This window comes from Croceifilum oryzae, from assembly GCF_030814315.1.
GTDB lineage: Bacteria > Bacillota > Bacilli > Thermoactinomycetales > Thermoactinomycetaceae > Baia > Baia oryzae.
This window is the reverse complement of the sequence record NZ_JAUSUV010000009.1, coordinates 86,997-99,907: the sequence shown is the minus strand read 5'-3', so window position 1 is coordinate 99,907 and position 12,911 is coordinate 86,997. Positions and strand designations below refer to the sequence as shown.

The following is a 12,911-nucleotide window of genomic DNA, read 5'->3' as shown; positions in this document are numbered from 1 at the left end:
ATGGGAATGATTTGCAGAAAACATCATACAGAAGAGAAGCACCTGAGTGAGAAGGAGGGGTTCAGTTGGCTTTACATTTAGATGTAAAACGATCAAAAAACGTGTTAGTCGCTCGTTTGGATGGAGAATTAGATCATCATACGGCGGCTCATGTTCGCAAAGTGATTGAAGAGGAATTAAACCACGAATGGGTTACTCATCTGGTATTAAATCTGGAGAAACTCGAATTTATGGATAGCTCTGGTTTAGGCGTAATCCTCGGTCGCTATAAACGAGTGACGCAAATGGGGGGCAAGATGACCATCTGCTCCGTACAACCTCCGATTGAGCGAATCATGGAGATGTCGGGATTGTTTAAGATTCTTCAAATGTTTCAAGATGAAAGCAGTGCAGTTTCCGCATGTGGGGTGGCGTCATGATGAAACCGGTACATACGAACTTTATGGAATTATGCTTTAATGCTCGATCGGAAAATGAATCATTTGCACGTGTGGCTGTTGCCGCTTTTCTATCACAGTTAGATCCTACGATAGAGGATTTAACCGATATCAAAACAGTCGTGAGTGAAGCGGTTACCAACTCAGTTATTCATGGATACGAGGAAAATCCAGAAGGCGTAATCTTGATTCGCACCGAAATCGAAGGTACGAAGATTTGTGTTCAGATTACGGATTATGGTTTAGGAATCGAAGATGTAACAGAAGCAAGGCAACCTCTCTATACATCCAAGCCCGAGTTGGAGCGATCGGGAATGGGTTTTACGATCATGGAGAATTTTATGGACGAAGTGATGATTCACTCCAAACTAGGAGAAGGTACGACGATTCAGCTAGTCAAGCAGCTTACTCCGCAATCTCAGCAATCGTTAGTGAATTGAGGGAAGCATATGGATGCGGAAGTGCGTAAAGAGCGGCATAACCATTTGTCGGATGCCGAAGTGAAAGAGCTCATTCTACTCAGCCAGCAAGGAGATTTGTTGGCTCGAGATCGATTAGTGAGTCACAATATTCGTTTAGTTTGGTCCGTTGTGCAACGTTTCTTAAATCGTGGCTATGAAGCAGAAGATTTGTTTCAAATAGGTAGCATTGGATTACTTAAAGCGGTAGATAAATTTGATCTTAGTTATGAAGTGAAGTTTTCCACCTATGCGGTCCCGATGATTATCGGAGAGATTCAGCGCTTCCTGCGGGATGACGGGATGGTGAAAGTAAGTCGAAGTTTGAAGGAATTGGCCAATAAAGTACGAAAAACCAAGGATGAGCTGTCGAAACGTCTAAACCGAATCCCTACGCTACATGAGATTGCGAAAGAGATTGGAATTGAGCCGGAAGAGATCGTATTCGCACAAGAAGCTAACCGTGCCCCTACTTCCATTCATGAGACGGTATATGAAAACGATGGGGATCCGATTACATTGATGGATCAAATTGCAGATGATAGCGAAAAATCATGGTTTGATAAGCTCGTGTTACACGATGCGATTGAGCGTCTATCCGAACGAGAGCAATTAATCGTTTACCTGCGTTATTTTAAGGATCAAACACAATCGGAAGTAGCTGAGAGACTAGGCATATCTCAGGTTCAAGTTTCGAGGCTGGAGAAAAAAATCATTGCCCGGATGAAAGAAGATTTATCTCAAATTAATTAGTCCGTTGCAAGGAGCTATCCTACATGTAGGGTGGCTCCTATTTACATTTAGGCTTTCAACTAGAGCAAATCCGCATTTTGCTCATAAAGGTAATATACCTTTACTTTTGAAAGGATGTGTTTTGATTGCATCGGTTGGGCTTTGTTAAAGATGTCATCTATCCTTGGAGGAGAATCGATCCCATCTCACATATATTACAAAAAGAACAGCCGTTTTCTTGGGTAGAAAAATATTCTTACGTGTATAGTGGTCCCTATAATAAAAATGCCATTGCTCTTACATTTGATGATGGACCAGATCAGGTCTATACTCCAAAGGTATTGGATATTCTAAAAAAATATCGAGTCAAAGCAACCTTCTTTTTGGTTGGGAATAATGTAGAAAAATATCCGCAAGTAGTGAAACGGATTGCACAAGAAGGCCATCAAATCGGGAATCATAGCTATGATCATGCGAATTTGAAAAAACTACCCGATAAAGCATATCACGAGCAAATTGAAAAAACAGGAAGACTCATACGTAATCTAGTCGGATATACACCCAAAGCATTTCGTCCACCTTATGGGTCACTCAGTGAGAAGCAAGTAAAATGGGCAAGCGATAAAAAATACCTAGTCACCCAATGGAATGTCGATACATTAGATTGGAAAGGATTAAGCAAAGAAGAAGTTTTATCAAGAGCTTTGGATTCTACTACACCAGGAGCCATTATCCTCCAACATTCTATGTATCCAATGAAACTACAAGGCTCTGTTGAAGCCCTAGATCAAATGATTCCGATTCTAAAGTCAAATGGAACGAGATTAGTTACCATTTCCCAAATGTTTCATATTCCTCAAGGGATTTAAGAGAAAATAATGAGTAAAAGGCTTTTACTTTGCGTTATATACCCAAAGTAAGAGCTTTATTTATTGTGATTTTCACTGAAATTTATTTTTTTGCACATACTATCTCTAACCACAATGTGAAAGGAGTCGCACACTTGTGGCATCAATCGTTTATATCAAGTTGAGGAAAAAAATAAAAGCAAAGATGGAGCAACGGATTTTGTTGCAGGATATAGCGGAGATTGTAGCCGACCAAGATCAAATGGAGCTACAACGTATGCCGATTATCCAGCTAACTCCCAAATACGGTACATATGCCGTGATCGAAGCGATTCATGTGCTACGCGCTGTGAAACATGCATTTCCGCATCTCCAGATTCAGATGTTAGGGCCTGTGTATTCCATTATCGAGCGATCTCCAGAGCCACGTCTACGTAAGAAGCTGTTCGTTTTTTTAACATGGATTTTCCTTTTTACAGGTTCTGGATTAGCCATTATGAACTTCCACACAGATGTCAGTATGAAGAAGGTGCACGATCGGATCTATTTCCTGGTCACTGGGGATCAGGTGGATGGCTCATTATGGTTGCAGATTCCCTATTCACTTGGAATTGGTGCTGGGATGATTCTCTTCTTCAATCATGTTTTTAAACGCCGCTTTAATGAAGAGCCAAGCCCAATGGAATTAGAAATGTATCTATACCAAGAGACGATCGACCAGTACGTCATCGAACATGAAAAGGTTCGCACTACAGAAGGAGAAGAAAATGATTCAACATCTCCTCGATAGTGTCATTCTTGTCTTTTTCGGTTTGGCGGGTGGTTTCGCAGTAGGGAGTGGATTTGTTGCTTTTATTGCTGTGTTAGATATCGTTCCTCGCCTTACCCATCTTACTCGTTCGAAGTCTTCGATCCACTGGTATGAAGGGGCTATTATAACAGGCACATTGGTTTTTACATGGCTCGATTTACGAAACATGACGCTCGGAATCCCGATGTGGATTATCTTGCCCCTAGGAGCCTTCATGGGGATTTTTGTCGGGATGTTAGCCGCTGCATTGACCGAAGCATTAAACGTATTCCCCATCCTCGTGAAGCGTATGGGGATGAAGGAATCTCTGCTGATGTTCCTGATGGCGATGTCGCTCGGAAAGGTAATCGGTTCTCTTTTACAATGGACCTATTTTAAAATCTGGTAGTAGAAAGGATGAAATCAAGTGGGGACGTTTCTGACTGCTTTTGTGGTAGGTGGCTTGATTTGTGTAATTGGACAACTCTTAATCGATTTAACCCCACTTACCCAAGCACATGTGATGACATTATTGGTGATAACAGGGGCTGTCTTGGACGGGGTAGGCTTGTACGAACCGCTCATTAAATTTGCAGGAGCAGGTGCAACTGTCCCGATTACGAGCTTTGGAAATGCGCTCGTTCACGGGACTGTGAAACATACCCAAGAAAATGGGATAGCAGGCTTATTATCAGGGATGTTTTCGATCACGAGTGCAGGTATTACCGCGGCCATCGTATTTGCTTGTTTAACTGCTCTTATCTTTAAACCGAAAGGTTAACGAAAGATGGGTCATCAAAGAAGAAAAGTGATTGTCGTGACAGATGGAGATCAGGTAGCTCAAGAAGCTTTAGAACAAGTAGCTAAACGAATTCATGGTCGTGTGATCTCCCTCTCTGCGGGTAACCCTACCCATCTCTCAGGACCTGAGCTTGTGAAACTTATCCATCGTGCCAAGTACGACCCTGTCATTGTCATGTTTGATGACTGTGGAAATGCAAAGGAAGGATTTGGAGAAAGGGCATTACGTTATGTAGCGAATCATGAAAGCATCGAGGTGATTGGTGCGATTGCTGTTGCTTCAAACTGTATGAAGAGCAGAGGGACTCCGGTCCATATGGCTCTAGATTGTCATGGGAACGTCATTAGTCATCCAGTCGATAAATATGGGAAACCTCATTATAACGAAGAGCTTCGAATCTATGGAGACACAGTAGAAATTTTAAATGCCATTCAGATTCCGATCATCATCGGGATCGGTGATGTGGGGAAGATGCGCAGATATGATTATTATAAAATAGGAGCTCCTGTTACCACGAAGGCAATTAAGCTATTATTAGACATTTATAACAAGAATACAGGAATCGATTTAATTCAAAGAAAGTCCAACAGTTGAGACTCCCATGGCTGAAGCCCATGGGAGTCTCGGGTAGATCCATTTTTTGATGAACAACTTCAAACGACTAAGATGATTTGGACACAAAATGAATTGGCTTGATTTTGTGTCTGTTTTGTGTCGGTAAAGCCTAATCCAGACCCTTGTGTTACAATTAGTGATGAATTTCACATATACGTCTTTGAAGAGGGGATTCACATGAAAAAGCATGCTACATTGCGCTTTTTATCTATTATTACTGCACTCGTTTCATATCTCATGTTATTAATGGGCGCGATTGTGACCAAGACAGGTTCGGGCAAAGGATGTGGCAATTCCTGGCCGATCTGTAAGGGAGAGTTGATCCCAGAATCGATGCCGCTTGAGTCGATTATCGAGTATAGTCATCGGATTATCTCATCGGGAGCTGGGATGTTAATCCTTGCGCTTACGATTTGGTCTTGGATCGTTTATCGTGACAACTTTCGCGTGAAGCTATTTGGTGTCATGAGCGTATTTTTTGTTCTGTTACAAGGGGCTTTGGGTGCTTTAACGGTGATGTTTGAAGGTCCTTTTATTAAAAAATTTATGTTGGCACTTCATTTTGGTTTTTCGCTTATTTCGTTTGCAAGTGTGATGTTACTGGTTATTCAGTTGTATCGACTTCGTGATGGAAAGCCAGATAAATGTTCGGGCACTCCGTTAAGTCGTGGCTTTGTATGGAGTGTGTGGGCATTGGCAACGTATACATATATCGCTGTATATAGTGGAGCGCTCGTTCGTCATATGGAAGCAACGATGGGATGTGGCTATGATTTCCCTAGTTGTGGAGTGACGAAATTCCCGGGATTCGGTTCCACTGCTGAGATTCATATGCTGCATCGGTATGCGGGGATTTTATTATTTCTACTAACGCTCTGGTTATTAGTCGTGGTTCTTCGGAAGTATCGTGATAATCGAGATTTTGTACAGGGTAGTTGGATTGCGATGATTTTGATTACCTTGCAAGCTATAGCTGGAATTATAACGGTTAAAACGGGCGGAGTGCTAATGGCGGCATTGCTACATACGACGATTATTACCATTTATTTTACTACCATTACGTATTTGTGTATGTTGGCGGGTGCACCGTGGAAGAAGAAGGGTTAACTTCTGTTAGTAGCTAGCAAACATGTTGCACCAAAAGCGCCCCATCCTAAAGATCGCTACGTCTAGGTAGGGTCACACATAGGATACTACAATGGTTATGGATGAATAAAAAACTCCGAGCTCGGAGTTTTTTTATTTAAACCTATATAGACAATTGCTATGACGAATGTAGCCTTAAGCATACAATCTCTTATCTTCTACCTGATTGTTAGCCATGGCAGAAATAGCTGCCCACTCTTGCCCGCTTAGTGGCTCCCAAATAGGCATCTCATTAACCAACTCTAACAAGTCTTGCAGTGAATCCCCAACAAAATTAATGTGTCCCATCTTTCTTCCCACTCTGGCAACGCTTTTCCCATACCAGTGCACTTTTGCACAAGAGGGTAACTTCGTCAACTCATCCCGAAAGGCATCTAGATGTTCTCCAAATAGATTTACCATAATTCCAGTATTTTTTCGAACTGGCTTACGAAGCGGAAGTCCTGTTACCGCACGTACGAACTGTTCAAACTGGCAAGGGTTTGTGCTATCCATTGTGATATGACCTGAATTGTGTGGCCTAGGTGATAATTCATTTACCAAAAGAGTCCCATCCACCAGCACAAACATCTGAATAGCAAGCACCCCCACAAATTGAATTTGACTAACCAACTGATATGCAATTTGCTCTGCTCTTTCGCGAATTCCCTCTTTAATAGGGGCTGGAGAAATCGTCATGTGTAAAATTTGATTCCGATGGATGTTCATAACGGGTGGATAAATCTCTACCTCCCCAGAAATACCTCGAGCTACAATGACTGAAATCTCTTTTACATAAGGAACCAATTTTTCAACCAATATTCCCTTTTCGATTATTTCTACTGGAGGAAGCGGATCGTCTAGAGTACGAATCACCCATTGACCCTTTCCATAATCTCTACCTGTAAGTGTTTTCAATACACATGGAAGTTGCAGTTCCTCAATCGCCTCAAGCATCTGTGCTTTCGACGTCACGACATGACAGGGAGCAAGCGGGATTTGTGCATCTTGCAATATTTTCCGCTGGTGCCCTCGATTTTTCGTCCAATACAAATTACTTCCTTGTGGTAAGGGCTTTATCGTCTCAATCATTTGAACCATATCAAGATCGATATCTTCAAATTCATATACAACTAGATCGGACTTGTCACAAAGCTGTTCCATTGACACCGGAGAATCATACGCTCCAACGATCTGTTCATCCGCTACTTGTCCTGCTGGAGAATCGCTAACTGGATCTAATACAACGAAGCGATATCCTAATTTACGTCCCTCTAGTATGATCATGCGACCTAATTGACCACCGCCTAACACTCCGATCGTCTGTCCAGGAACAACTAATGGTGAAGGATTACTTGATTGCCCATAAGGAAAATTGGATTCTTGTTTAGAAAGACAATTCAGTTCTTGGCGTTCTTGATGCATCGTATCTCATCCTTAATATTTGAAATTTGTGAATTTATAAATAATCGCATGATATCATTTCCTGAATGTATTATGAAATATATCTAGGGTTTGTTAGCAAAGTCATTAGTAATGAATAAAAATATATTATCATAGTATATATATATAGATAAAATAATATAATTTTTTCCATTGGTATAAATGAAAAGGGCCTTTTTGTAATTAGGAAGGTTTCATTTATATTTATATTCATAAAAGTTTCATGTTTAGTATCTTATATTTAAATGATTCCCCTCCGCTAACTCATCCTAGACAATCTTTTCCCAACAGGATATACTTGACTTGTTACACAAATCACAATTGAATACCGATGTTACATCCTTCGGGGCAGGGTGAAATTCCCTACCGGCGGTGATGGCGTGAGAATAGATTGCGCCTTAGCCCGTGACCCGCTTTTAGCGGTGGATTCGGTGAAACTCCGGAGCCGACAGTATAGTCTGGATGGGAGAAGGATGATATGGAACGACTCCTTTGAGCGTTGTTTTTTTCAAAAAATGCAACCTTTAAGGGTTATTTTGCTGTACATAAAATAGCGAAATAACAGCTAAGTCGTACGTTTCTTTCCCATGCCTAAAACAAGCCCCAGCGAAAAAATCGTTGGGGTTTTTTATGTAACTAAGTGCAGAAAGAAGGTGAACAGATCCAATGTTTACAGGGATTATCGAAGAAGTGGGGTGCGTAGCACATGTGCGTAACTCCGGTCAAACACAAGTATTAACGATCGGCTGTCACAAAGTATTAGAAGGGACAAAACTAGGCGACAGCATTGCGGTGAACGGCGTTTGTCTTACCGTTACCAAAATGGATCATGGTTTTTTCTACGCCGATGTGATGCCAGAAACGTATCAGCGGACTTGCTTGCGGTTTCTTCGTTCAGGGGATCCCGTCAATCTAGAACGTGCTATGGCTCTGGGTGATCGGATGGGAGGTCATCTTGTACAGGGGCATGTTGATGGAATGGCTACGTTTATAAAACAACAACCTGCCGAAAATGCAGTCTTATTTCAATTTGAAATCGACCCAAGCTGGACAAAGTTTATGATTCCCAAAGGCTCTATCGCCATCAACGGCACAAGCCTAACTTTAATTGAGGTGACGAATAAGTCATTTTACGTTTCTTTGATTCCTCACACTATGCGAGAAACACAATTTGGCTCACTCGTAGTAGGCGATCGGGTCAATATAGAGTGCGATATGATGGCTAAATATATAGCAAAATGGACTGGGATTCACTCGGAGACTACGATCACTTCAAATGGAGTACAACTTACGACCTTAGAAAGAGCTGGTTTTTTATAAAAGGGGGAGACGATAGATGTTTCATACGATTGAGGAAGCACTAGCTGACCTAAAACAAGGAAAAATGATTATCGTGGTGGATGATGAAGATCGAGAAAATGAGGGGGACCTCGTGGCACTTGCTGAATATGCAACACCAGAGTTAATCAATTTTATGGTTACCCATGGGCGTGGACTTGTGTGTGTGCCGATCACAGAGCAACGAGCAGGGAAGTTAAAGCTTCCTTACATGATCGAGGCAAACAATAATACGGATAAACACGGAACCGCCTTTACCATTTCAGTTGACTCTCAAACCTCGCATACGGGGATCTCTGCCTTTGAACGCTCGCAGACGATACTTGATCTAATCGACGAAACCAAACAAGTACGTGACTTTAGGCGTCCCGGTCATATCTTTCCTCTCATTGCGAAAGAAGGTGGAGTGCTCGAAAGAGCAGGGCATACCGAAGCAGCAGTGGATCTAGCGAAACTTTGTGGCTCGGCGCCTGCTGGTGTACTCTGTGAAATTTTAAATGAAGATGGAACGATGGCTCGTGTTCCAGATCTAATCCCCTTTGCAACAGAATGGGATCTCAAGATGATCACCATTCAAGATTTAATCAAATATCGTCTAGCACAAGAACCAAGTGTTCAGCGTCGTGAAGAGATTCACCTTCCAACGGAATACGGAGATTTTCGCATGATTGCGTATACGGCTCCTGACGGAAAAGAGCAGATTGCTTTGGTGAAAGGGATCATACATCCAGAAAAGCCTGTCTTAGTTAGAGTCCATTCGGAATGTATGACAGGTGATCTGTTCACCTCTCGGCGTTGTGATTGTGGTCTGCAACTGCATGAATCGCTTTTGATGATCGAAGAAAATGGCAGTGGCATTTTTATCTATCTCCCCCAAGAGGGTCGTGGAATTGGACTGTTAAATAAAATGCGCGCTTATCAATTACAAGATCAAGGTCTTGATACAGTGGAAGCAAATCTGCATCTCGGCTTTCCCGATGACCAACGCGACTATAATAGTGCAGCGCAAATTTTACGTGATCTAGGTGTCCAGCAGATTCACTTGATTACGAACAATCCACGAAAAGTGTCGGGTTTACAACAGTCTGGGATTGATGTACAAGTACGTGTGCCCATTGAAATTCAGCCATATACAGAAAATAAACGTTATTTAGTTACGAAGAAAGAAAAATTAGGACATCAATTACAGTGGATATAAAGGAGAGGGATTTTGATGGTAGAAAAAGTATATGAAGGCAAATTAACTGCACAAGGATATCGTTTTGGGATTATAGTAGCTCGATTTAATGAGTTTATTACGAGCAAATTATTGGGTGGTGCAAAAGATGCCCTCTTGCGTCATGGCGCAGAACAAGAGAATATAGAGATAGCTTGGGTACCAGGCGCGTTTGAGATTCCGCTGATTGTAGAAGAGATGGCGGCTTCTAAGAAATATGATGCGATTATTACATTGGGGTGTGTCATCCGCGGATCCACCACCCATTATGATTATGTGTGTAATGAGGTAGCGAAAGGAGTGGCAAATGCAAGTGTGCGCCACCGGCTACCTGTGATGTTCGGCGTTATTACTACAGAGAATATTGAACAAGCGATTGAACGTGCAGGAACGAAAGCAGGAAATAAAGGGTATGAAGTGGCTGTAGGTGCGATTGAAATGGCGAGCCTACAACGCGAATTACTCGGATAAAGAAAGTCGTGATGAATGCCTGTGGAAGTAAAATTTAAACTCGATTCGTTTGAAGGTCCTCTTGATTTATTACTTCATCTGATTGATCAATCTGAGGTGGATATTTATGAAGTGCCCATCTCCCAAATCACAGATCAATATATGAACATGATTCAAGAGGCGAACCATTATGAGATAGAGGTAGCAAGCGAGTTTATCGTGATGGCCGCTACATTATTAGCGATTAAAAGCCGGATGTTACTTCCGAAACAAGAGATTTTTGAAGAGCATCACAGCTTTATGGATGATGAGTGGATGGATCCTCGGGAAGAGTTGGTGGAGAAATTATTGGAGTATAAGCGGTACAAACGATTAGGGGAAATGCTCCGAGAGCAAGAAGAGGAGCGAAGTCAGGTTTATACGCGAATCCCGACCGATTTAAGCCCGTTTGCCCCTGTTGAAAACCCAGTAGCAGGCTTGACAACAGATGATCTCCTACAAGCATTTGTCCTCGCTCTTCAGAGCCATACACCTAAAAATGAACCGATGACCAGGCTTGCACGAGAGGAAATTTCAGTAAGTGATCGCATGGAAGAGATTGTTCAAGAGCTGGCGATACAGGGACGAATTTTATTTACGTCTTTGTTAGATTGGACGAAGATGAATAAGGAACGAGTTATTACGACTTTTTTGGCTCTGCTGGAACTAATGAAGACGAAACGGATCAAATGTAGCCAGTATGACCTCTTTGCTGATATCTTGATTGAACCGTTTGCTCAGGAGGCGACCCGATGATAGAAAACAGAGAATATAAAGCCATTATCGAAGGATTGCTATTTGCGGCTGGAGATGAGGGGCTAAGTGTAAAAGAACTGTCCGAGATCACGGAGCTATCCAAGCAAGAGGTTCAAATGTTTGTGAATGAGATGATGATGGAGTGGAAGTTAGACCAGCGAGGGGTTCAAATCGTTCAAGTGGCAAAAGTGTATCAGATTACGACTCTTGCTGAGCATAACAAGTACTTTGAAAAGCTAGCTAGTGCACCAACACGGTCCCAATTATCGCGTGCGGCTTTAGAAACATTGGCGATTATTGCGTATCGTCAACCGATTACACGCTTGGAAATTGAAGAGATCCGTGGAGTAAAGACGGATCGCACGGTTCAATTGTTGCAACGAAAAGGACTCGTCAGAGAAACTGGACGCGGGGAAGGACCGGGTCGTCCGATTTTATTAGGTACAACCAAGGAATTTCTCGAGTACTTTGGCTTAAATCGGTTGGAAGATTTACCTGCACCCGATAGCCTTTTTAACTGGCAAGAGATGGAACAGGAACGTAATGATTTATTTGAACGCTTAGGAGTAGAGAAGGTTTAAACTGATTTATCCAAGCTCATACTACCTACTATGGGTAGGTGAGGAACGTGCATATTTTTTCTTGGATCCTTTTTATTTTGCTCGTTGTATCTATTTTAATCGTCTGTTCCCAAATTCAAATTGAATTGGAATATCAACGCGAAGGTAAGGCAGACGATGGGTACATTCGCATAAAGGCGCTATACGGACTTATCCGTTATACGATGCGGATTTCAGAAATGGATGTGGATGTGAGTTCAAAAGGGGTTTCCTATACATCTGGTTGGAATGCCGAAGCCGGTAAATCCACTGTAGAATCTGAAAAAAGTAAAGAAAACGTTAGCTGGTCTGGATTTAAGAGGGCGCAGGAGAATTTTGCTGAAACCTTGGAAAGAGTGCAGGATCTCTATCCATTAATCCGTTATTTTTGCTCAAAGATATGTTGTAAGAACTTAGAATGGAAGACTCAAGTAGGTACAGGAGACGCTGCTGAAGCGGGTGTTCTAACTGGACTTGTTTGGGGAATTAAATCATTTTTGATTAGTGCAGTGGGGAATTATATTAAATGGAAAAAACCGCCTGAAATCGATGTAATTCCCCATTTCAATCAGCTTGCTTTCAATATGTATTTCCATAGTATACTTTGCTTTCGGGTGTGGCATGCTATCGTTGTAGTGACCCGTCTCTGGATCCAAATGCGAAAAGGGAGGGAACGGACATGGCAGGCGAGCACCCCATTCAAGGCTTAATGATGACGGCAATGGAAAATTTAAAAGAAATGATTGATGTAAATACAATCATTGGTGAGCCAGTGGAAACCGTTGATGGTCAAATCATCATTCCTGTATCAAAAGTAGGATTTGGTTTTGCTGCAGGTGGCTCCGAATTTGCAGGGCTTGGAAAAATGCAAAACCAAGAAACACGTTCATCTCGTTCCGAGAATTCGACAGACCGCCGAAGTGAACGTCGTGATGAATCAAATGCTGGATCGCATAAACAACATTACCCGTTTGGTGGAGGTAGTGGTGGCGGAGTATCGATTACGCCCGTTGCTTTTATTGTAGTAGGTCCTCATGGTATTCGTCTTCTTAATTTAGAGGGCGCTAATCACCTATATGATCGTCTAATCGACTCTGTACCTCAATTGTTTGAACGGTTCTCGAGGAAAAAACATCATTCTCATGATGACGGATGTCACCCCGAATGTTAATAGGATAAGAAGAAAGGATATGGAGGTAAAGACCATATTCTTTTTTTTGTTCCATCATAACGAGGTCCTGTCCGCATATAAATGGTACAAAC

The 12,911-nt window shown here is 42.0% G+C and carries 17 protein-coding genes and 1 riboswitch; of the genes, 16 read left to right on the top strand and 1 reads right to left on the bottom strand.

What is annotated here, in order from left to right:
• Nucleotides 1–65: 65 nt before the first annotated feature.
• The 9 genes from spoIIAA to J2Z48_RS11250 all read left to right on the top strand — a co-directional run bounded on the left by spoIIAA (nt 66) and on the right by J2Z48_RS11250 (nt 5,789).
• Entirely contained in the window at nt 66–419 is a 354-nt protein-coding gene (spoIIAA, locus tag J2Z48_RS11290; protein WP_307253593.1) for an anti-sigma F factor antagonist, read from the top strand.
• Nucleotides 419–877: an anti-sigma F factor gene (spoIIAB, locus tag J2Z48_RS11285; protein WP_307253693.1), complete on the top strand. Its 459-nt coding sequence runs from the start codon at nt 419–421 to the stop codon at nt 875–877. Before spoIIAA ends, spoIIAB begins: the two co-directional genes overlap by 1 nt.
• A gap of 9 nt (nt 878–886) precedes the next feature.
• Complete coding sequence (gene sigF, locus J2Z48_RS11280; protein WP_307253592.1) at nt 887–1,648, top strand: RNA polymerase sporulation sigma factor SigF; 762 nt, start codon at nt 887–889, stop codon at nt 1,646–1,648.
• Between the two features lie 125 nt (nt 1,649–1,773).
• On the top strand, nt 1,774–2,496 hold the full coding sequence (locus J2Z48_RS11275) for a polysaccharide deacetylase family protein (protein ID WP_307253591.1): 723 nt from the start codon (nt 1,774–1,776) through the stop codon (nt 2,494–2,496).
• Nucleotides 2,497–2,632: 136 nt separating this feature from the next.
• On the top strand, nt 2,633–3,265 hold the full coding sequence (locus J2Z48_RS11270) for a stage V sporulation protein AA (protein ID WP_307253590.1): 633 nt from the start codon (nt 2,633–2,635) through the stop codon (nt 3,263–3,265).
• Nucleotides 3,243–3,674, top strand: a complete 432-nt coding sequence (locus tag J2Z48_RS11265; RefSeq protein ID WP_131847996.1) for a stage V sporulation protein AB — start codon at nt 3,243–3,245, stop codon at nt 3,672–3,674. The genes J2Z48_RS11270 and J2Z48_RS11265 overlap by 23 nt, the downstream gene beginning before the upstream one ends.
• 18 nt (nt 3,675–3,692) lie before the next feature.
• A complete protein-coding gene (gene spoVAE, locus J2Z48_RS11260; RefSeq protein ID WP_307253587.1) occupies nt 3,693–4,046 on the top strand; it encodes a stage V sporulation protein AE in 354 nt (117 codons plus the stop codon).
• Nucleotides 4,047–4,052: 6 nt separating this feature from the next.
• Entirely contained in the window at nt 4,053–4,661 is a 609-nt protein-coding gene (gene spoVAEA / locus J2Z48_RS11255) for a stage V sporulation protein SpoVABEA (protein WP_307253586.1), read from the top strand.
• Between the two features lie 198 nt (nt 4,662–4,859).
• Nucleotides 4,860–5,789 (top strand): COX15/CtaA family protein, encoded by a 930-nt coding sequence (locus tag J2Z48_RS11250; protein ID WP_307253584.1) that lies wholly within the window; start codon nt 4,860–4,862, stop codon nt 5,787–5,789.
• A 174-nt stretch (nt 5,790–5,963) separates the two neighbouring features.
• Here J2Z48_RS11250 and purK read toward each other — a convergent pair whose 3' ends face one another.
• Entirely contained in the window at nt 5,964–7,232 is a 1,269-nt protein-coding gene (purK, locus tag J2Z48_RS11245) for a 5-(carboxyamino)imidazole ribonucleotide synthase (RefSeq protein ID WP_307253583.1), read from the bottom strand.
• 353 nt (nt 7,233–7,585) lie between these two features.
• Nucleotides 7,586–7,728: riboswitch (FMN riboswitch) on the top strand.
• A 188-nt stretch (nt 7,729–7,916) separates the two neighbouring features.
• On the opposite strand from purK, the gene J2Z48_RS11240 reads away from it, so the two are divergent.
• Genes J2Z48_RS11240 through ytfJ form a run of 7 tightly spaced genes read left to right on the top strand, consistent with a single transcriptional unit; the run spans nt 7,917 to nt 12,819 of the window.
• Complete coding sequence (locus tag J2Z48_RS11240) at nt 7,917–8,570, top strand: riboflavin synthase (protein WP_307253579.1); 654 nt, start codon at nt 7,917–7,919, stop codon at nt 8,568–8,570.
• A gap of 16 nt (nt 8,571–8,586) precedes the next feature.
• Nucleotides 8,587–9,786 carry a bifunctional 3,4-dihydroxy-2-butanone-4-phosphate synthase/GTP cyclohydrolase II gene (locus tag J2Z48_RS11235; protein ID WP_307253577.1) on the top strand — a complete coding sequence of 400 codons (1,200 nt, stop codon included), beginning with the start codon at nt 8,587–8,589 and terminating at the stop codon, nt 9,784–9,786.
• 15 nt (nt 9,787–9,801) lie between these two features.
• Nucleotides 9,802–10,275 (top strand): 6,7-dimethyl-8-ribityllumazine synthase, encoded by a 474-nt coding sequence (gene ribH, locus J2Z48_RS11230; protein WP_307253575.1) that lies wholly within the window; start codon nt 9,802–9,804, stop codon nt 10,273–10,275.
• Between the two features lie 21 nt (nt 10,276–10,296).
• Nucleotides 10,297–11,049 carry a segregation and condensation protein A gene (locus tag J2Z48_RS11225; protein WP_307253574.1) on the top strand — a complete coding sequence of 251 codons (753 nt, stop codon included), beginning with the start codon at nt 10,297–10,299 and terminating at the stop codon, nt 11,047–11,049.
• Nucleotides 11,049–11,630, top strand: coding sequence for an SMC-Scp complex subunit ScpB (gene scpB / locus J2Z48_RS11220; protein ID WP_370872927.1), 582 nt, complete (start codon nt 11,049–11,051; stop codon nt 11,628–11,630). Before J2Z48_RS11225 ends, scpB begins: the two co-directional genes overlap by 1 nt.
• Nucleotides 11,631–11,677: 47 nt before the next feature.
• On the top strand, nt 11,678–12,358 hold the full coding sequence (locus J2Z48_RS11215; protein WP_307253569.1) for a DUF2953 domain-containing protein: 681 nt from the start codon (nt 11,678–11,680) through the stop codon (nt 12,356–12,358).
• The gene (gene ytfJ / locus J2Z48_RS11210) at nt 12,328–12,819 is read left to right on the top strand and encodes a GerW family sporulation protein (protein WP_307253567.1); all 492 of its coding nucleotides are present in this window, start codon (nt 12,328–12,330) and stop codon (nt 12,817–12,819) included. The genes J2Z48_RS11215 and ytfJ overlap by 31 nt, the downstream gene beginning before the upstream one ends.
• The last annotated feature ends 92 nt before the right edge of the window (nt 12,820–12,911 follow it).